General features: G+C 54.3%; 17 protein-coding genes and 1 pseudogene. 12 read left to right on the top strand and 6 right to left on the bottom strand.

Annotated features, from left to right (window positions below; translation table 11 throughout):
* Positions 1-9 precede the first annotated feature (9 nt).
* From DSM14862_RS09735 to DSM14862_RS09705, 7 genes are all read left to right on the top strand, one after another.
* Entirely contained in the window at positions 10-516 is a 507-nt protein-coding gene (locus DSM14862_RS09735; protein WP_131541681.1) for a hypothetical protein, read from the top strand.
* 271 nt (positions 517-787) lie between these two features.
* Positions 788-1,195: a transposase gene (locus DSM14862_RS09730; protein ID WP_040701328.1), complete on the top strand. Its 408-nt coding sequence runs from the start codon at positions 788-790 to the stop codon at positions 1,193-1,195.
* Between the two features lie 77 nt (positions 1,196-1,272).
* Positions 1,273-1,542, top strand: a complete 270-nt coding sequence (gene tnpB / locus DSM14862_RS09725; RefSeq protein WP_243254372.1) for an IS66 family insertion sequence element accessory protein TnpB — start codon at positions 1,273-1,275, stop codon at positions 1,540-1,542.
* Between the two features lie 55 nt (positions 1,543-1,597).
* Positions 1,598-3,190 carry an IS66 family transposase gene (gene tnpC / locus DSM14862_RS09720; RefSeq protein ID WP_243254230.1) on the top strand — a complete coding sequence of 531 codons (1,593 nt, stop codon included), beginning with the start codon at positions 1,598-1,600 and terminating at the stop codon, positions 3,188-3,190.
* Positions 3,191-3,945: 755 nt separating this feature from the next.
* On the top strand, positions 3,946-6,879 hold the full coding sequence (locus DSM14862_RS09715; protein WP_007120090.1) for an ABC transporter transmembrane domain-containing protein: 2,934 nt from the start codon (positions 3,946-3,948) through the stop codon (positions 6,877-6,879).
* A 279-nt stretch (positions 6,880-7,158) separates the two neighbouring features.
* Complete coding sequence (locus tag DSM14862_RS09710; RefSeq protein WP_040701327.1) at positions 7,159-7,782, top strand: GNAT family N-acetyltransferase; 624 nt, start codon at positions 7,159-7,161, stop codon at positions 7,780-7,782.
* Between the two features lie 85 nt (positions 7,783-7,867).
* On the top strand, positions 7,868-9,565 hold the full coding sequence (locus DSM14862_RS09705) for an adenylate/guanylate cyclase domain-containing protein (RefSeq protein ID WP_007120088.1): 1,698 nt from the start codon (positions 7,868-7,870) through the stop codon (positions 9,563-9,565).
* A 31-nt stretch (positions 9,566-9,596) separates the two neighbouring features.
* Here DSM14862_RS09705 and DSM14862_RS09700 read toward each other — a convergent pair whose 3' ends face one another.
* The 4 genes from DSM14862_RS09700 to DSM14862_RS09685 form a co-directional block, all read right to left on the bottom strand.
* Entirely contained in the window at positions 9,597-10,085 is a 489-nt protein-coding gene (locus DSM14862_RS09700; RefSeq protein ID WP_007120087.1) for a hypothetical protein, read from the bottom strand.
* Positions 10,086-10,160: 75 nt separating this feature from the next.
* Positions 10,161-11,417, bottom strand: coding sequence for a gluzincin family metallopeptidase (locus tag DSM14862_RS09695; protein WP_007120086.1), 1,257 nt, complete (start codon positions 11,415-11,417; stop codon positions 10,161-10,163).
* A gap of 68 nt (positions 11,418-11,485) precedes the next feature.
* Entirely contained in the window at positions 11,486-12,262 is a 777-nt protein-coding gene (locus DSM14862_RS09690) for a TfuA-like protein (protein ID WP_007120085.1), read from the bottom strand.
* Positions 12,259-13,494 (bottom strand): YcaO-like family protein, encoded by a 1,236-nt coding sequence (locus tag DSM14862_RS09685; protein ID WP_007120084.1) that lies wholly within the window; start codon positions 13,492-13,494, stop codon positions 12,259-12,261. Before DSM14862_RS09685 ends, DSM14862_RS09690 begins: the two co-directional genes overlap by 4 nt.
* A gap of 231 nt (positions 13,495-13,725) precedes the next feature.
* Here DSM14862_RS09685 and DSM14862_RS09680 point away from each other — a divergent pair.
* Positions 13,726-14,369: pseudogene (locus tag DSM14862_RS09680) on the top strand (IS6 family transposase).
* 284 nt (positions 14,370-14,653) lie between these two features.
* On the opposite strand, the gene glf reads toward DSM14862_RS09680, so the two are convergent.
* Positions 14,654-15,763: a UDP-galactopyranose mutase gene (gene glf / locus DSM14862_RS09675; RefSeq protein ID WP_040701323.1), complete on the bottom strand. Its 1,110-nt coding sequence runs from the start codon at positions 15,761-15,763 to the stop codon at positions 14,654-14,656.
* A gap of 106 nt (positions 15,764-15,869) precedes the next feature.
* Here glf and DSM14862_RS09670 point away from each other — a divergent pair, with 106 nt between their 5' ends.
* Positions 15,870-17,081: a glycosyltransferase gene (locus tag DSM14862_RS09670; RefSeq protein ID WP_040701321.1), complete on the top strand. Its 1,212-nt coding sequence runs from the start codon at positions 15,870-15,872 to the stop codon at positions 17,079-17,081.
* A gap of 270 nt (positions 17,082-17,351) precedes the next feature.
* Here the strand turns inward: DSM14862_RS09670 and rsgA are convergent, their stop codons facing one another.
* Positions 17,352-18,386, bottom strand: coding sequence for a ribosome small subunit-dependent GTPase A (rsgA, locus tag DSM14862_RS09665; protein WP_007120080.1), 1,035 nt, complete (start codon positions 18,384-18,386; stop codon positions 17,352-17,354).
* Between rsgA and DSM14862_RS21800 the strand changes: the two genes are divergently transcribed.
* The 3 genes from DSM14862_RS21800 (at position 18,353) to rlmF (ending at position 20,203) form a co-directional block, all read left to right on the top strand.
* Complete coding sequence (locus DSM14862_RS21800) at positions 18,353-18,484, top strand: hypothetical protein (RefSeq protein WP_279291261.1); 132 nt, start codon at positions 18,353-18,355, stop codon at positions 18,482-18,484. The two genes, rsgA and DSM14862_RS21800, sit on opposite strands and share 34 nt — an antisense overlap.
* Before the next feature lie 84 nt (positions 18,485-18,568).
* Complete coding sequence (locus DSM14862_RS09660; protein ID WP_007120079.1) at positions 18,569-18,898, top strand: arsenate reductase family protein; 330 nt, start codon at positions 18,569-18,571, stop codon at positions 18,896-18,898.
* 378 nt (positions 18,899-19,276) lie between these two features.
* On the top strand, positions 19,277-20,203 hold the full coding sequence (gene rlmF, locus DSM14862_RS09655) for a 23S rRNA (adenine(1618)-N(6))-methyltransferase RlmF (protein WP_007120078.1): 927 nt from the start codon (positions 19,277-19,279) through the stop codon (positions 20,201-20,203).
* Positions 20,204-20,209: the final 6 nt, after the last annotated feature.

Genomic DNA, 20,209 nt, shown 5'->3' with positions numbered 1-20,209 from the left:
AAGAGCCAAATGCCGGATGAGGTGGAGCGAAGCGTGTCGATCCAAACGGCGACCGCCATCGCAGCCGTCGCCGAAATGGTAAGGGCTATCGAAGAAGCGGGTTCTTTGACGGTGGGCTCCGAGAGTCTCGAGAGTGCGATCAAAGCTTTAGATGATCTGATCAGCATATTGGATGATAACCTCGGTTCGGCATCCGAAGAGGTACTTCTGATAGGTGACGTCGTCCCGCCGGACGAGAACGCAGAAAACGCTGACGATTCCGGACGAAGCGCGCTGGCGCTAAAAGCGGCCGTGAACTTTGTGACCACGAACATCGACGGCGAAGTAACCGACCGGGCGTTGGCAGAGTTCTTGTTGCGCGAGGCGCGACAGGCGCAGCGGGCCTTGGCCTTGGCTCGGGTAGCTGCCGAAAACCAAAACGCGGATCTGATGCGGCTTGCGGTCCTGCGGTTCGACCAGTTCACGTACGCGGCAGTGTCTTACTCCGTCGTCTGGAGCCTCGTGCCCCCGAGTTGAAGCATGCCGCCCAAGGGACCATTTTGACGTTTCTGTCAAATGCTCCATGACGGAACTTTTCAGCCAAAAATACAGTTTCTTACCCTTCCATCCGCCAAAGCCGACATTGGCGCAACAGCCTCGAATGTCAGCACAGTCCGCATGTCGGTCGTTGCTATGTGCCATAACAACATTTGCGTTCAAAACGTAAGCGGTGGCCCGAGGGCACGTTGTAGGGTGTGATCAGGACTGCGAGAACGAACCCATCTTATGATGGGGAGTGCGTTTCGCAATGTGCGCTACAAATTCGTTTCTCAGATCACTGGGCGTTGAGATTTATGCGTCCGGCCACCGCCGTTGGTCGGATACCGCAAAGGCGCGGGCGGTGGCGGACACGCTTGAGGTCGGCGCAACGGTGAACGCTGTCGCTGAGCGGTATGGCATCCTTCCGAACCAGCTATCGGCGTGGCGCCGACAGGCTAAGCAAGGGAAGCTGTTGTTACCCGCCCCGGAGACTGACGAGCCACTCTTCGCTCCGTTGGTGGTTTCTGCTGCGCCGGAAGAGCCCACAGAAGCTCTGACTGTTCCGAATGAGGCGATCAGATTAATCTTTGGACAGATCGCCATCGAGCTGCCGTTGCAGACACCGGCGGTTAGGATTGCAAAGATCGCTCATGCGCTTGAAGCTTCTTCATGCTGATGCCATCGCAAGGCATTCGGATATTGGTTGCAACGCGGCCGGTGGACTTCCGTAAAGGACACGATGGATTGGCTTCGATGGTGCAGTCGGCATTGGCCCAAGACCCCTTTACCGGAACAGTCTTTGTATTCCGCGCCAAGCGGGCTGACAGGATGAAGATTTTGTTCTGGGACGGGAGCGGGCTCGTGATGACCTACAAACGACTTGAGGAGAACAGCTTCATTTGGCCAGCCATTCGAGATGGCGCGATCACCTTGAACCGCCCCCAATTCGAGGCGTTATTTGCAGGGTTGGACTGGCGCCGGGTGCGTTCGTTAGAACCCCGCAGACCGGCTGCGGCAGAGTGACTCGGGGGCGCAAAAAGCCTGCCCATTTGGGCGTAAATCAAGCTATAATCCGGGCATGTCTAACTTGCCGCCCATCGATTTATCTGCCATCCCCGAGAGCCAGCGTGAAGCTGTCTTGGCGGTGCTGCGCGAGAACAAATCGCTGAAGCAAGAGACGACCGGGCTGCAAACCAAAACATCTGAGCTGGAAGTTTTGGTTAAGCGTCTGGAGCACCTTATTGCCGAACTCAAGAACGCCACACATGGCAAGCGGTCGGAGAAGTTAAGCGAGGATGAGCGTCAGCTGGCTTTTGAAGACCTTGAGGTGGCCGTCGCCGAAGTTGAGACTCAGCAAGCTGAGCAGACCTTCTCAGAGGCACGGCCTCGCAAAGCTGCCCGGCGTAACCGTGGCAATCTTCCCGCAGACCTTCCACGGGTTGAACGGGTGGTCGAGCCTCAGAGTTTGAACTGCCCCTGCGGATGTGGCGAGATGCACCGTATAGGCGAAGACCGCACCGAGCGGCTGGATATCATTCCAGCGCAGCTGCGTGTCATCGTCACCGTTCGCCCCAAATATGCTTGCCGTTCCTGCGCTGAAGGTATCACGCAGGCCCCGGCTCCTGCGTATCTGATCGAAGGCGGGTTGCCGACTGAGGGTGCCATCGCACATGTGCTGGTCAGCAAATTCTCAGACCACCTGCCGTTGTATCGCCAAAGCCAAATCCTTGCCCGCTCCGGCGTCGATATCCACCGTAGCACTTTGGCCGATTGGGTCGGCACAGCGGCTTTCCATCTTGGCCCTGTCGTGGACCGCTTGGCTGAGCATCTAAAGAAGTCCGGCAAGCTATTTATGGATGAGACAACGGCCCCCGTCCTGGACCCAGGTCGAGGCCGCACGAAGACCGGATACCTTTGGGCACTGGCGCGCGACGACCGAGGATGGGGTGGAGATGATCCACCAGGCGTTGTCTTCACCTATGCCCCGGGTCGTGCGGGGCAGAATGCAGAACAGATCTTGCAGGGCTTTGACGGCACTCTGCAACTGGACGGCTATGCTGGCTACAATCGGCTGACGCGCCCGTCGCGGAAAGGCGGCGCGCCGATCTCCGTCGCGTATTGTTGGGCACACGCGCGTCGCAAGCTGAAAGAAGTCTTTGATCGAGACGGCTCAGAGATCGCCGCAGAAGGGCTGCGTCGGATCGCGGAGTTCTACCGCATTGAAAGCGAGATCCGTGGGATGGGTCCCGGTCAGCGCCTCTCGGCACGCCAGACCCGCACGGCGCCATTGATTGCAGAGTTCGGCGAGTGGCTTCAGAACCAACGGCGCCGGATCTCCTCGAAGTCCCGCCTCGGCGAAAAGTTGACCTATATCCATCGGCAATGGAGCGGGCTGCAAACCTTTCTGCACGACGGTCGGGTCGAGATTGACTCCAATGCCGTCGAGAACTTGATCCGCCCAATTGCCCTGACGCGAAAAAATGCGCTTTTTGCCGGTCACGACGAAGGTGGTCACGCCTGGGGCCGCATCGCATCTCTCATCGCCACCGCGAAGGTCAATGATGTCGAACCGTTCGCATACCTCAAAGCGACCCTTGAAGCGATTGCGTCAGGTCATCCTGCCAATCGCATCGACGACCTTCTTCCTTGGAATTTCCAGCCGTCAAGCTGATCCCAAGTGCTGGCCAGACACCGCTTACTTCAAAACGCTATGCCGCCTCGAAGAAATTTTATGGTGGAAACGATCACAAGAGCCCGTCACATCAGGGATGTTCCAGAGCTCTTTCAACATTTACGGCAGGGGCTGGCTCTTACGAGGGGTGGTACTTTTTGTGGTATTAGAGATATATTTCAGAATATAAGTGTTTATAATCAGATTGTTCAAGGAAAGTAATCGCGGACACCCCCTCCGCCACCCACCCTAGTCTCTCCTATGTGCGTCGCATTCGAGCTGTAATTGATGGGTAATTACAGTCACTCGCGTTGCGATTTGCGAAGCAGAGACGCCTAATGCTTACTGCAGATTATCTTCAACATTTAGATGGCTAATTGGCGTCGCTCCGCCGTCCAGCAATTCGATTAAATACGAACGGTTAAAAGCCCAGATCGACTGATCATGGACCAGATGGTGGCTTAGCTGTAACGCAATGCAAGACCAGACCGACTATGTAGATGGTGCTGTCAACGATGCAGCGAGAGCAGGCAGTAGGCTGTTGCGGCATCCGCCGCAGCGTTTGCCTTGCCGCACAGTGCCGGCTCGGCTTGAGGGGTGTCCGACATAGGCACGCTGGCGCATTTTCTTGGAATACAACGAGGGGTGCCGTAGAGTGAAACCTACGCTTGTTCAGAACTACTCTGGAAGGATAGAGTATCGAACGCTCACTCTTTGCTTTCATCTGGAAGTTCTCGAAGCGCGAACAGCTAATCTTGCTTACGGCAACGCTGGTCCTCTTTCCTTTGCTGTATCTGACCCTCGAACTACCCAAGCGCATTATCAACGATGCCATCGGTGCGGAGGGCGGAACCGTTACGGTTCAGGGCGTTGAGTTCGGTCAGATCACGTTTCTAATGATGTTGTGTGGCCTGTTTTTAGCGTCGGTGCTGGCCCACGGCGCGATGAAAATGCGGATCAACACAATGACCGGTGTGCTTTCCGAGCGCATGCTACGGCGGCTGCGCTATACGCTCATTGCGCGGATCTTGCGGTTTCCGTCCCCCTACTTTGAGCGCACCAGTCAGGGTGAGTTGGTCAGCATGGTCACATCGGAGGTTGAACCGATGGGCGGGCTCATGGGGAACGCGGTTTCCCAGCCTATCCTTCAGGCGGGGCAGATGCTCACGATTTTGGGCTTTCTATTTGTCCAGAGCTTTGCCTTTGGCATCGCCGCCTGCGCCATGATCCCTTTACAGGCATGGATTATTCCAAGGATGCAGCGCCAGATCAATGTGCTGAACAAGGCCCGCGTCATTGAAGTGCGCGCGCTCGCCAGCGAAATTGGGGAGAGTGCGGCAGGTGCCTTGACACTGCGTCTGAACCGCGGCTGGCGCCACCGTCTGGCGATGATTTCAGCCCGTCTGGGGCGCCTCTATCACGTTCGTTTCCAGATCTATCGAAAAAAGTATTTCATGAAGTTCGTGAACAACTTCATCGGTCAACTCACGCCATTCCTTTTCTATACGATTGGCGGCTTTCTGGCGATTAAAGGCGAAATCACGGTGGGCGCTTTGGTGGCCGCCCTGGCAGCATACAAAGATCTCTCTAGCCCTTGGAGAGAGCTTCTAATCTACTACAACCAATCGCAGGATATGGCGATGCGATGGGAAACGATTATAGACCGTTTCGCGCCGCAGCAGATGATAGATACATCACTATTTGAGGGCGCAGCGTTGGACAATCCGCAGTTGGTTGGTGACATCGAATTGCGTGGCGTTAGCGTAGTGGATGCGGAAGGGGCAACCGTTCTAAACGATCTGAATGCCACTTTCCCAGCTGCCAGCTCTATCGCCATCACCGTGCCGGACGAGCAAGACCGTCGCGCTTTGTCGATGTTACTAACACGCGAACTTCTGCCATCGCACGGCCAGGTGCACATCGCGGGCCAGAACCTCAGCGCGCTCCATCAAATCACAATCGCTAGCCGGATCGGCTACGTCGGCACTGCACCCGTCCTGTTTGAGGGCCTGTTGGGCGACAACTTCAATATGGCGCTGCTCACCAGCCCACAGGTTCCGCCACCTGATATGGCGGTTATTGTGGAGAGTGAGCGCACCGGTAACAGCACCGATCCGCTGGATGTGCCATGGCTTGACGCTGCTGCCGCGAAAGTAACCGACATCGAAGCCTTGCAAGATTGGTGGATCGAACTGATCACCAGTATCGGATTGAATGATTTCTTGTTAGATCGTGCCATTGAGCAAAAATTGTTCCCAAAGCGGCATCCCGAACTTGCTCGCAAACTCACCGATCTGCGCGCGGAAATTGCCACAGAAGTGCGCGGTGCCGGACTGGCGGATCAGGTCGCCTTTTTCGACGAAACGACATACAACCCCGCATTGCCGGTGGCAGAAAACCTGATTTTTGCGATGCCGCTGGTCCCCGTCACAGCGCAGGTCCTGATTGAACACCCATCCTTTGCGTTGCTTTTGGACAAGCTGGACCTAGAGGACGATCTACTTCAGCTGGCCGCAGATGTCGTTGATCTCTTGGATAAAATCTTTGGAGTAGACGGTACCGATCACCCTCTGTTTCGCAAGCTCGGCCTGCAGCCATCGTCTTTTGAAGCGGCGCTGGAACTCTTGCCCGTCTACCGCCGGGGCGCCCCTCTGTCACTAAGTCAGAAAGCGCAGTTGCTTGCTGTTTCTCTCGTAATCCCCGCGGAGAAAATTGGCCCGGCATTTCCTGCTGATATTATGACGCGGGTCATGCAAATGCGCCGCGCACATTCCGCCACCCTACAGGAAACAACCCAAGACATATTTGTACCGCTAAGCACCGATGCACCGGTTGAAGGGCTCTCCGTTCTTGAGAACGCCTTGTTCGGCAAAATCAAAGATGGCGTAAACGCCAAAGCTCTCCTGTCGCTCGTCGGGAAACGGCTGCGCTCTGCTGGGCTGCAGGGGGCTATTCTAGGACAATTATTCTATCTCCCAGTCACCTTGGGGGGGAGGAATTTGTCAGCAATGCTTTCCGAAACGGTCGCTCTGGGCCGGGCGACTGTCAAGCGGCCAGATGTTTTGATACTGGACCAACCGCTTGCGAGTTTTGATGCGGAAATTAGCAAAAACTTGCACGTTCAGCTCCGCAATCTTTTACCCCAGACCATAATCATTTGTTTAGGCTCTGATATCGCGCTACCCGAAAAATTCGACCATCATCTCCTCATGCAGCAAGGGCGGTTGTCTGGCATGGTCAGCGATGGGGAGGGGGAGAAACATCAGACGTTCAGTGCAGATATGGCGCGGAAACTGCGCGCGCTGCAACGCGCCGAATTGCTTTCAGGTCTTGCGCGCAAGCAGTTGCAACTGCTTGCATTTGGTGCACGCTGGTATCATGCCGCCGCCGGCGACTACGTCTTTCGTCAAGGCGACGACCCGTCGATTGGCGCATTTCTGATATTGGAAGGGACGGCGGAGTTGCTGGACCCCCGACAAGATGGCGACAACCAAATTGTCACTGTTTCGTCACCGGGCGATCTCGTGGGGGAACTTGGTTTAATCCGCGGCGTGCCACGGGCCCTCGATATGCGCGCCACAACCGATCTAACATGCCTGCGCATCAGCGCGGAAGATTTCTTTGCGGTGGTCAAGAACGACGCGCCTACCGCCTACAAGCTTTTGCAGGTCGTAGCTGGCTATGTCTAGCCGCGGCGCCGTGGGATGCAGTCGTACATCTCACTAAACCATTCGTGAGGCCGGGGCTCAGGTCGCCCAAAAACCGATCCTTTGCGTTCGAATTCACGTACAACTGTGACAGCCGCGGTCGACAGGCGAAGAAAGTTGGCATCAGGACGCAAAAACAGGTACAGTCGGAGTTACATCAGAAAACTGTGTTAGTGAGTGCCACGCGGGTGTCATACCAAACTTTTCCGACTGCTTGATTGGTTTCCCTTCGATTGGCCGGAAAGACTAGGGCAAAACCGTATGGCTGCGAAACCAAGTGTTGATTGCTTTACATTCCGCCCGATGTCTTTGGACGATATATCGACGTTTTCCGAATGGTTTTGGGACTTCAAAGATGTAGCGCTGTTTGAGCGAAGCAGTCCCATTCCAACAAATCTGGACGCTATGAAAGGCAGCTGGAAAAAGTCGTTGGAGTACGCGACCAACCCGACAGCCTTTTGGTTCATCGCGATCAGCGCTGATGGGCGGCCGGCGGGCATCGCGGGACTGGAGGCCATCAATTACATCCACGGTGATGCCATCGTTCCCGCATTTGTGGGGCGGCAGTTTCGCCGGAAAGGCCTTGCGACGGCCATGTCGATCAGCCTGCTGGAACTCGCGTTCAGGCAGCTTCGGCTATACCGGGTGTCGACCTATTACAGAGAAGACAATTCAGCGACCCGGTCCACTCTCACCTCGCTAGGATTTCAGGAAGAGGGGCGGTTTCGGGGGGGGTGGTTCTCGGACGGCAAAAGGCGTGATGTCATTATTGCCGGGCTGCTTAGTTCTGAGTGGGAGCAAACACGGAAGTCGGTTTTTGAAGCTTTAACGCAGAATTCCAAGGTCGTGTTTAAGCCCACATGCTGGACGAACGCAGGTGAGTAAGCTCAAAGCATCAGCGCGTTCGACCTCCAGAAAGAAGAGGAGGCTGGTTGCAATAGTATTCGCAGACGTTGCGGACTTTAGCCGAATGATGAGCGTCGACGAAGAGGGAACCGCAGACGCAGTGCGAGAGCGGCTAGATATTTTTCGGAGCGAGATCGATGCGTTCTCTGGGGAATTTAAGGGGTCGGCGGGTGACAACGCGTTCATGATTTTTGAAAGCGCCGTTGATGCCGTCACCTTCGCCGTCGAGATGCAGAAGATCTGCAGCGAGATGAACCAGAGCCTGGCCGCAAACGAACAGATATGGTTTCGCTTCGGCATCAATCTCGGCGAAGTTCTTGTTCAGGGAGACGATATTTCGGGTGAGAGCATCAATATCGCTGCCCGGATTGAGGCGTTTTCAAATCCCGGACGAATTTGCATTTCGGGCGCGACCTACGATCATGTCAGCAACAACCTTCAATATGGGTACGAATATCTTGGCGGCCACGATTTCAAAAATATCGGCAAAACAGTCGATGTCTTTCAGGTTCATGAAAACCCGGCCTCCGCGGCAATGACGCCGGGATTGAGGCGCGATATCAACAGATCGGTCGACTACCGGGAAAGGGCTATTCCAAATCAGTCCATTGTTGTGCTGCCCTTCGAGTTTCAGGGCAACAGCGAGGACGACAAATGGTTTGCTGAGGGCCTAACGGAGGACGTTACCACCAGCCTGTCGCGCTTTCACAATCTCTTCGTTATCTCTCGCGATTCCGCTTACATGTACCGCGACCGGCTCAAAGCGCCAAAGCAAGTGGCAAGCGAACTGAGGGTGCGCTACGTTGTAGAGGGGTCCGTCCGAAAATCCGGAGCCCGGCTGAGGATTACCATCCAGCTACTGGACGCGCTGCTGAACCGCACGATTTGGGGCGAGCAATACAATCGCAATATCGAAGACCTCTTTGATTTGCAGGACGAAATCAATCAAGTCATCGTGTCGGCGACAGCGGCCCAAATCGAGGTTACTGAACAAGAACGAACGCGCCTGCTGCCGCCCGCAAATTTGCTGGCCTATGGGATCGTGCTCAAGGGTGAAAGGTATTTGTCACGGTACACCCAAAAAGACGTGCAAAACGCCCGCTCGCTGTTTGAGGCCGCTTTGGAGAGTGACAGTTCGTACTCACGGGCCTACGCCGCAAGTTCGCGGACGTCCAATTTAATCTGGCGCTACGACTGGTCTGAGGACACCGCGAACTCGCTTGACGAAGCCCTAGTATTTGCGCAGCGCGCCATTGAAATGGATGGAAGCGATGCGCGCGGGTTCGGCGAGTTGGGCTTTGCGCATCTTTACCGGAAGGAGCATGAAGCGGCGCTCAATGCCTATGACCGTGCTCTGAAATTGAACCCCAACGATGCCAATGTGATGTCCGACATGGCTGACGCATTAGCGCATTCAGGTCGGTCAGAAGAGTCCATCGATCTTTTACAGAAAGCTATGCGGCTCAACCCATTTTATCCTGATCAATATGTCTGGCACCTCGGGGGGGCATATTTCAACCTTAAGCGCTATGATGACGCAATCAAAACAATCCAAAAGATGCAAAATCCGACCGAAGGAAGACGGATATTAGCTGCCTCCTATGCGTACCTTGGGCGGAAAGACGAAGCCCAGTCCGAAGCGGATCGGGTACGCAGAGCGCATCCGGACTTTGCTGCCGAACGTTGGGCCGATGTTCAACCGGACAAATACCCAGAAGACGTTGAGCACTTTCTGGAAGGCCTAAAACGTGCTGGACTATAACGAATAGTAAGGCCAGCAAACGCTAATTGGATCAGTCGCTGGCATCTCCGCGTGCACCGCTGATCCGAGCACCCGAGACCCGCGCACCCGATACCCGAGCGCCTGATACGCGCGCTCCTGAAACCCGAGCGCCTGATACGCGCGCACCCGACACGCCAGCCCCGCCATCGCCGCCGGTATCGGGCAGAAGGTTTTCGAACCTACCAGAATCAACATCCAATCGGATCGTCTCATCCGTGCGCTTGACCGTCCAAGCGCGCAGGTTTTCATAGAACTTCTTATCGCGCGGATTAGGACCCGGAAGCTCGATATCGTCCGCCTCTTCGCCATTTCCATCTACTAGAAAGAGTACAGGAGACGTCAGTTCGAGATACGTGCCGTCAAAAGTAAAGCCATAGGCCCGCGCAAATTTCGGGTCTCTCTTTGCCTTTTTGTCTTCCGCAGAAATGCTCACCTGCAAATCATCAACCACACGACCAAATATAACGATCGTTGCTGAGGAGTGGATTGACTCTTTCATAGCGACATTCCTTAAATGAGAATCCTGGAAGAAAATTCAACCTAAAGCATTGAAATGGTAGCGCAGTATTCCGTTTTAGTCCATCGGCACCATAGTCCGCACGGAATTTGCGTGGCTGCCCTTGTCGAGCGGCTGGAGTTGTGGCCCGACTTTCGCATAGCCGATGTCACGCATATCAAAGTTGCCGCGGATCAGCCGTGCAAATCGGCCTCCCGTATGTCGGCGGTCAATTTCCACGAATAAATCAGCCACTTCGACAAAATCGAGTTGAACATTTTTTAACTCTTTCCAGGTGTCCGCCAGATAGGTCCCCAAGATGTCACGTGCATCAACCAGGGCCAGATTAAACGCTGCCGGATTGGCGGCAAACGCTTCGTCGAACATAGCCTGCATGACAGTCGCATATTCAGGCGTCGCCAACAATTTGTCGGACAACTCTTCAAGCTCAGGTGAAATCGCACCGTAGTCGAGCAGCATCTCATGAAAGATATCCACGAAGATATCGAAGAATGCACCGGTAAGCGGCTGGGCTAGATGGTGTTCCTTGACCCAGCCCTTAGCAAAATCACTCAGCCGCGAGTCGTTGGCGGCCACTCGGATCTGCTTGTTCTCGGACAGTTCGGCGATCCGACTTGCCGCGTTAAGCGTGTACAGATTACCGCGCGTTTGTTCGAGCAGTTTATCTACCAGCGAGTTAAAATGCAGCGACGAGAGGAGCGCAACAAGATCGGCAGCGCTTTCGTGAAACCCGAAATACTCCCCGGTCACGTTTTCTGGATCGGGGACGCCCACTTCAGAATAGATGATCGCGTGACCCAATTCATGGGCAATAACATCAAAGTTGAGACTGAAGGGTGTATATCCCCCATCGCTACGGTCGCCGCCCATCTCAAGAAATCCAAAGCCGGAATAGGCGTTTTCAAGCGAGGGCAGGATGGTCAGTTCGACGCGGTCATAAGTGCCGTCGCTCTGCCAAGGGATCTCCCGCCCGAAATATCCCTCCCAAATATCCATCACAAATCGAACAGTTCCGAATAGGTGCGCAGTTTCGAATTGTGGAGTGCCAGGTTCGAGGTAGTCGAAATTGCCGTATTCGTCAGGATAAGCAGGATCCTCAACCTGTCCCTGCCATGCAGGTGTCAAAACCGCAGAACCGTCGGGCGCAATGCCATAGGGGGCGGTCTTACCGATGGGAAATATTGCATACATGCGATCATCCGAGGGGCCCGGCCCAAGGCTCCCTGCGACGGATGAGACAAGAACAATTTCTGGCTCAGAAAAATCTTTCAGAAATTGGGGTTGAGGGAACAGTCGGAACCGCGTGCCCTGCATGGATTTGCTTCCCTCTCGCTACGTGCGCCTTAATTTCTGAGACGCAGCTTACCACATGCCGACTGAAATTAGCTGAGAAAGTTGTTATTCCCCAATAGGTTGTAAGTTCCGCTGTCCGCGTTATTGCACTTCGTTTGGCGACTTTTCCAAGTCCGGGTGGCGTGGACCCAAAGATCGGTACGCTCAAAATGAAAGTCGATGTCAGGTGTTTCCAACCCAACCGTGATCATGCGCTCCAGAAGAAATCCGGCATCAATGCGTTTCTGATCGACCTCGTTCGCTGCAATCCAAGCCTTTAGGTTTTCGCGATCGTTTAGCCCCGTATCAGTTTCTGACAGAACGCTCTCCCATGTTCTGTCTTTAAAAAAGATATTCTTGGCCCGGACAGCTAATTCACCGGCTTCGGTCCGGGAAAGTACGTTTGCGAGAACCGCTGCCTTGAGAGTTGCCCGAACGTTAACCATTGCAACGCTCAACCGCGTGAAACCAAGTTCAGCCGGTCCGTGTGCTAGTGCGACTTCATCATCACCTTCCAATATTCCGTCGCGGTAGTCGACATAGATCGCCCCAACACCAATCATGCCAAATGTATCAAGCTCAGCAGCGCGCAAGGCACCCATGCTGGACGCGCCAAGCACTGTAATACCTTGTGATATCGCCCATAGGATTTCCTTATGCCAGACTGAGGGAGTTCCGTCGAAATACCCATCGATAATGCCGATCGCCTTAGGTTTTTCGAGCGTTGCCAAATAGACATCGCCCTGACGCACGGGGGGCCGGATTTCGAGTGCGGAACCCTGCAAGAAATCGGTATCGCAAAGAGATGGCCCGGCAAAGACGATCACCCCATAGTTCCTTCTCCACTGAGACGGCGGGCGCGGACGCCCGCGACATACCCTTCGTCGTCATGCGGAGCTTCAAGCCCCGGCACGATCACCCGTACAACTGAAATTCGGAATTCTTCACGCCCAAGACCGACAACAGCAACCTCATTGATTCCAGCACTCCACAAGCACTTCTTGAGAAAATTAAGATCGCTTTCCAGATCAATGTTGGAAGATGAAGGGACATCGCAAAATTTCAGCGAAGGCATCGGTCCGCTAAGAGCAACCGCAAATTCCGTCATTTTCTGCGCTCGGCCGGACGCGCTGTATTCTTCAAATGACAGGTCCTCTCGGGCACCGGAGATATAGTTCAACCGCGTCTGCGCCGCTTCGTTTAGCGCTCTTTCCAGCGCGACCGAGCGGTCCGGATGGGTTCCTGATCCTAGCCCGAGATGGTCCGTTTCTGACTGGCGGTCAAAGATCACGCACATAAAGGAGGCCACTGCGACATCGGACGTCACATTCCATACAAAACACTCCAGACCAGCTTCCGCGAATTTCCGTAAGGCCTCCAAACAAATTGGATCATCGACGGTGTTTAGGTCAAGCTGCGACGACTTCTGCGCGTCGGGAGAGCCATGATGCCACAAAGCCAAAGCATCACGTTCGATCACTTCGCATATCGCATGGCATGTCGCCTCAAGCTCACTGTTCCCCGAGGCCAGACCGTTGGTACTTGAGGGAAAACATCCTGTGCCGGGAAAGAGCGGGTGGGTGTAATCAGTTTGCACCATTTCTACGGGAACAAGCACCTTTCTACCGCTCATCAATTCCTGTGCGTAGACCCAGTGTAGGCGTTCTGCGCTGTTGCGGGTGCGCCCACGAACTTCCGGCAGTCGTGTCAGGTCAATAAAATCATGTTGCTCAGACAGATCGTCAAAACGCGCAAAGAAAACTGGTCGGTCAAAATGCTCTGCATGCCAGATTTCGATCGCCTCCATTAAAGCGGAGACCTTGGCAAGAACAAGCGTCGAACCTTTTCCCTGAGATACCGAAATGGAGCGTGCATTGGGTCTGATGGCCAATACAACCGGTAACCCGACACGATCCAAACCTGTAACATTCGCAATGCGGGTAATCCCAAATTTATGCTTGATCGGCAGAATTCGATCGAGGGTTTGCTGGGCCGTGCAAATGCGGTGCAGCCCGTCTCTGAGCAGCTTTTTTGTGCCGCCAGAAATACCGAAATCCATTTGTTTACCGCCCGTTTGCGCATTCCCCAGAAGAGAATTCTATCATCCTTTCGATCCAATAGAAAAATAATTGAAATGTCTGCCATGAAACGATCCGGTATCGGTGGCATCGGCGCTGTCGAAAGAGAACTTGTTGAGGCGGGCAGGGCGAGCACTTAGCTTCTGTGTAAGACAATACGTTCCCTCTTTTGTTTTTTCTAGACGAGCCCCGAGATCATCCGCTTGGCCGTGATGATGTATGTTAGGTTTCCACTTTCGCTCCGGAACGTGGAGGACCTTTGAACGAACGCGGCATCGACATCAGTTATGAGACGGTTCGATTTTGGTAGAACAGATTTGGCCCTTCGTTTGCCGCAGAGATCGGCAAGAATAGGGTCAGCCAGATGCACGCATATTCAAATTGGCGGTGGCACTTGGACGAGGTGTTCGTGAGGATCAACGGCGAGACGCACTACCTTTGGCGGGCTGTGGATCACGAGGGGGAAGTCCTGGAAAGCTTTGTCACAAAGCGCCGAGATCGAAAGGCAGCATTGAAATGCTTACTAAGAACAATGAAACGTCATGGTCGACCACAGATCTTCGTCACCGATAAGCTACGTTCCTACTGCGCGGCGATGAAGGTCGTGGGCAATGTCGATAAACAGGAAACCGGCCGATGGCTCAATAATCGCGCTGAGGATTCACGCCAACCATTTAGGCGAAGAGAGCGGGCCATGCTTCGCTTTAGACGCATGCAAACTTTACAGAAATTCGCCGCCGTTCATGGCTCAGTCCACCACCATTTCAACGCGGAGCGCCACCTTTACAGCCGATCAAATTTCAAGCTGAACCGTGCCGCTGCTCTTACCGAGTGGCGCGGTCTCTGCGCAGCCTAACAGATTGAGGTTGCTGGAGAACAGAGACTGGTTCGCATTGGTCTGACAGCGCCTGTTCTCGGGCTGCTTCAATCTTGTCTGCGTATCTGCCCAGTCGGTTGCCGGGGTTGCTTCGCAATTTGTAGGCCATGGTCTGGCCTTTCAGCGGCCTCTTGCCGCTGAGTTCTGTATTTCTAGGCAAACACTCCTGAGGCCTGCTTTGGTGTATCGAAGACCGAAGACGTTTCGTGTTCACCTGCCGCGAGTTCTCTTGGAATATTCCATGGTGCTGAAGCTCATGCGCCTTAGCTGGCGTGGGCACCGCGCCATTCTGCCAAAGTGTCCAAGGCCGCACGGATCGTGACATCCATATCCATATACCGATAGGTCCCCAACCGTCCTATGAAGGTTACGCCTTCCTCTGCGGCGGCGGCCTCTTGGTACTGTTCTAACAGCGTATCTCCATCGGTGCGGTGGATCGGATAATACGGGATGTCGTCGGGTTCACAGGAACGGCTATATTCGCGGAACAGAACTGTTTTGTCATGCGCCTCCCACGGACTGAAATGCTTATGCTCTGTGATCCGAGTCCAAGGCACTTCTTCATCGGTGTAATTCATTACCGCGCAACCTTGGGCGTCGCCGCTTTTCTCGATGCGCTCGAAGTCCAGGGTGCGGTACTGCAAACGTCCGAACTTGTGCTTGAAATAGGCGTCTAGCGGGCCCGACCAGAAAACGTGATCATAATCTTCGACATCAGAGGGGTCCAATTTCGTGTTCAGTTTCACCTCAATGTTGGGGTGATTGAGGATATTCTCGACCATCGACGTATAGCCATGCTCCGGCATGCCTTGGTGACGGTGGGCGAAGTAATTGTCGTCATAGTTGAACCGCACCGGCAGCCGCTTTAAGATTGAGGCTGGAATTTCTGTGGGTTCCTTGCCCCATTGCTTACGCGTGTACCCTAAAAAGAAGGCTTCATAGAGTTCCGGCCCGATGAACTTCAGGGCTTGTTCTTCAAAGTTCTGTGGCTCTTTGATGGATGTGTCTGCACGTTCTTCGATAAATTCACGTGCTTCGTTAGGCGACATCGTGGAACCAAAGAATTGGTTGATCGTCAGCAGATTGATCGGGAGCGAAAACACCTTGCCCTTTGTCGTCGCTTTAACCCGGTTTACGTAGGGTTTAAAGCTCATGAACTGGTTGACGTACTCCCAGACTTCATCATCATTTGTATGGAAGATGTGAGGGCCATAGGCGTGCACCATCACGCCAGATTTTGGGTCTCGCTCCGTGTGACAATTCCCAGCGATATGAGAGCGCGATTCAAACATCGTGATCTTATGGCCACTCTCAGCAAGGCTCCGCCCGATCACGGCGCAGGATAATCCTGCCCCTGCCATTCCAATGTGCATATGAATAAACTCCCTAGCCCCGCAACAGTGTGTAGCCTACACAGCTTAAAGTTGCCTAGCATGGTTTTCTATGTGCCAATGCCCTTTATTCCGATCAGAGGCAGATATGTCCAAACTTACCCTAAGCTCAGACGCTGGCGTGCCTTCGCCACTCGTGCGCAAATCAAGGCGTGCGATACGTTCTTTGCTAGATACAGGCGTTGCCACACGCATTGCTGTTAAACGGGCCTCTGTGTCCGGGCGCAAATCCCGCAGGGTTCTACTTCTCAGTGACGGCATGAAGGGGACCAGCGAACAACAATTTGCCCCCCTGCGTCGGTTCCGTCAGACGATTGCGGCCGAACTAGGCCTGATTTTTGAGTTTGGTTCCACAGACCGAATTGCGTCGATCAGCAAGGAACAACTGTCTGGCTATGCCGCCGTTGGATTGAAGCTGGCCTTTGACACGCCCGCCGACAAGGCAGCGGCGCTTGCGCAAACCTTGTTTGACGCGGCACGGGCGGCGGGCGCGAAATGCTTGGTTTTTGACGGCGATGACGATCAATGTGTGATCTGGCCGCAAGTGATAGATGCCTGTGATACCTATATCAAAAAGCACAAGTTTTCTGACTTGAAGGCGTATAAGCGCAGCTACCACGGTAAGACCAACTTGACCGACTACGCACATCAGACCTTCGGTGTGGATTTTAGCGACAACATCATCTCCGAGACTGACCCCCTCAACGACGATCAAATCGCCAAGATCGTATTGGGTTGGAACATTGGGCTGGATGACAAAATCTACGACCTTTCTCGGGATATCTCCGCAGAAAGTTTATGCAAACCTAAGACGATCGACATCTCCTGCCGCGCCAGCGTCACGCCCGATAATTGGATCTACGGTATGCGCAATGGTGCAGTAGAGGCCATGCGCGCCCTTGAGGGTAAGATGCGCGTGCATGCGCCCAACAACCGAGTGCCCCAGCAAGAATATTACAATGAGATGCTCAGTTCTTGGCTTACGCTTAGCCCGTTCGGCTATGGTGAACTCTGCTGGCGGGATTTTGAAGCCATCCTCTGTGGCAGCATTCTGATAAAACCGGACATGTCCCATGTGGTTACTTATCCGGATATATTTATACCTGGTGAAACCTATCTTCCGGTGGCCTGGGATTACAGCAACCTCGAAGAAGTCTGTACCGGAGTGTTGCAGAACACGGAACAGCGCGACCAAATCAGACGCACTGCGCGTGAAACGCTTTTGAAAGGGCTGACTGCCCAAAGCTTCATCGCGCGCCTGGAAAACACCATGAAAGCTGCCGCCGTACTGGACGCATAAGATCAAGAGGGGGGGGAGCGAGGGCGCATTAGCTACACCTTGGAGCATCTGGCGGCCAAAACTCATACGTCATCGGCGAAAGCGACCGATTTTGACCAGCTCTGATCACCAAAGCGGACCTTGGCGAAACTGCAGCGAAATGGTGCATCGTCCCACTCTGCCGACCTTCACCGGCCGAAAATGCTGCAAGATAAAAGAATGGCCGATCTGGTGAAGCGGCACCGCAGCGCTCAGACACGAGGCGAACGGCAGGTTAGGGCCGAAAGCGCGTCAGCGGCGTTTGCCAGGGGTCTTCGTAACCTTGTTACCGCGAGGTCCGGTCTGGATGACCGTATTGGTTGAGTTTTCCTCCGTAAGCTTACGCCACCGGTCAAGGCGGGCCGGATCGAGCGTCCCATCGGCGGTGGCAGCCTGAACCGCGCAACCGGGTTCATGAGCATGTGTGCAATCGCGGAAGCGACACTGCGACGCAAGCTCGACGATCTCTGCAAACAGAGTGTTCAGCCCGGCTGAGACATCGCTCAGATGCAGCGTTCGCATTCCCGGCGTGTCGATCACCCAGCCGCCACCGGCGATGGCATGGAGCGATCGCGAGGTGGTTGTATGCCGCCCTTTCGCATCCGCCGCGCGAATGGCACCTGTTGGCTGTGCATCCTCGGGAGACTTCTCCGACAGCGTATTGAGCAAAGTCGACTTACCGACCCCGGACGACCCGACAAGGGCGACGGTCTGCCCTGGACCACACCAGTGCGCCAATGTGAGTGCTGCATCAGGTGATTTTGCGTTCAGCATGACGGCATCCAGATCGGTTTGAAGGGCTTGCGCCTGCCGAAGATACCGTGCGGGTTCTGCGGTCTGATCGATCTTGGTCAGGACGATCACAGGGACCGCCCCAGCCTCGTTTGCCAACGCCAGATACCGCTCCAATCGTGCCGGATTGAAATCATCATTGCACGATGTGACGATCAAAAGAGTGTCGACATTCGCTGCAATAAGCTGCGCTTGTCGCCGGCCTTCGGCTTTGCGCTGTAACTGCATCCGTCTCGTGAGACGCCGGACCAGCAGCCGGGTTTCGCGCGCCACCAGAACCCAGTCGCCCACGGCGAAATCCGTCGTATTCGTCTGTGCGGCAAGTTTCAGCCTCATTGGGCCATGCTCAGACATCGCAGTGACCCGGTCTCGGTGGACGGTTGCGATGCGCATGGGCGCAAGCTCGGCTTCGCCGGGCTCCACTTGCTCGTCAAAAAACGTTGACCAACCGAGAGTGGCTAATGAAACTGCGTGCTGAGCTGATGAATGGGTCATTCCCGACTGAATGGCGGTGGAAACACCTTGTTGCAAGCTTTCCTTTAAGCCAGCGCAAGGGCTATGACGCGACAGAACCGGTCGAGCATGCCCGTTAGCTGACGCATATGGCTGTTTGGATGGTTGTGTTGCGCACATCAATGCATGAGGCTACGGGATCGATGCTTAAAGGGAATTACGCCATGATGATCTACGGCTTACAGACTTGCGCAATCTGTCAGAGGGCCCGCAAAACATTAGAAGCGAAGGGAATTGACGTCATTTTTCGTGATGTTCGGTCGGAGCCGTTGAGCGAGGCGGAACTGTCGAAGTTGATCGTAGAATTCGGAGACCGGCTTGTGGACCGCAAGTCAAATGACTACCGCGCGCTTAATAACTGGTTGAAGAATTCGGAGGCAGAGGCGCAGATCGCGGCCCAACCCAAAGTAATGGCCCGCCCAGTAATCCGTGACAACGACAGGTTCTTTCTGGGGTGGGATGATGATGTTCAGGAAGCTTTACTCGCGGACTGATGCCCTGAACTGGACTGCACCCTACGACAATCCCAGTTGAACTGCTTGGGCCCACGGATGCGGCCCCAAATGGAATTAAGTTACGGCAGTTGAATGGTCGACTTAGGTTTGGTCTGGGCACATCACAGTAAACGGATGCAAAAAATGTTGGCTCGGGGCCGTAGGTGCGAAAGAAGCTGCCGGATTACCGCAATTTTGGGGATGGCCATAGTCAGCTTCGCGACCTAAATGCGTGATATTGCATCGCGCAGGTGCGGCCGTACCGCCGCGGCGCCTGAAGATTTGCCACAACGATAGTTTTACTCTTTGCACCTGAAAGCTTAAACTCAAAAAGCCCTCTGGCCCGTGACGCCCTCCAAACTTGAACAAAGGGGCCCCATGGCCAGTAAAACAAAGCTTCACCCCCGCAATCTGCACTTAGATGGCTATGATTTTGAGCGGTTGGTTGTCCAGACACCTGAGCTTGAGGCCTTCATGATCAAAAATCCCGTCGGTCAGTCGACGGTTGATTTCCAAGACCCGATGGCTGTTCGCATGCTAAATCGGGCCTTGCTAAGAACGCATTATGATATCGAATTTTGGGATTTCCCGGCTGGGTATCTCTGCCCTCCGATACCTGGCCGTGTCGACTACATTCACCATCTCGCGGACCTGCTTGCTAAAGATAATAACCTCCAAGAAGCCCCTCGGGGACGCCATATCAAGGCGTTGGATATCGGCACCGGTGCGAGCTTGGTATACCCCCTGATAGGCCAGAGCGCTTATGGCTGGCGTTTTACGGGCGTCGATGTTGACGCAAACGCGATTAAATCGGCACGTCAAATCCGTGACGTCAACAAGTTGGACATTGACCTTAGGCTACAGAATAACTCTGAGAACATCTTTCGCGGCGTGATCCAGCCCGACGATGTCTTTCACGTCACCATGTGTAATCCACCGTTTCACGGATCTAAAGAGCAGGCGAACAAGGGCACCCAACGCAAGTGGGCGAGCCTTGGCAAAGGACGCTCAACCAAACTCAACTTTGGCGGCCGAGACGCTGAGCTTTGGTACCCGGGTGGCGAGATAAAGTTCATCGCACGCATGGTTGCTGAGAGCATGGACTTCGCCAAACAGTGCCTGTGGTTTACTTCGTTGGTGTCAAAAAAGGACAATCTTCAACCGCTCCATCGAATCTTGGGCAAAGCGCGGGTTGCTGAATATAAGGTCGTCGAAATGGCACAGGGGCAAAAAACAAGTCGCTTTATTGCCTGGACCTATTTCAAGAAAAAACAACGCACCTTGTTTGATAAACGAGGGGCATAAGGACCT

The organism is Sulfitobacter indolifex (assembly GCF_022788655.1).
GTDB lineage: Bacteria > Pseudomonadota > Alphaproteobacteria > Rhodobacterales > Rhodobacteraceae > Sulfitobacter > Sulfitobacter indolifex.
The sequence above is the reverse complement of the archived record's forward strand: the minus strand, read 5'-3'. Positions and strand labels throughout refer to the sequence as shown.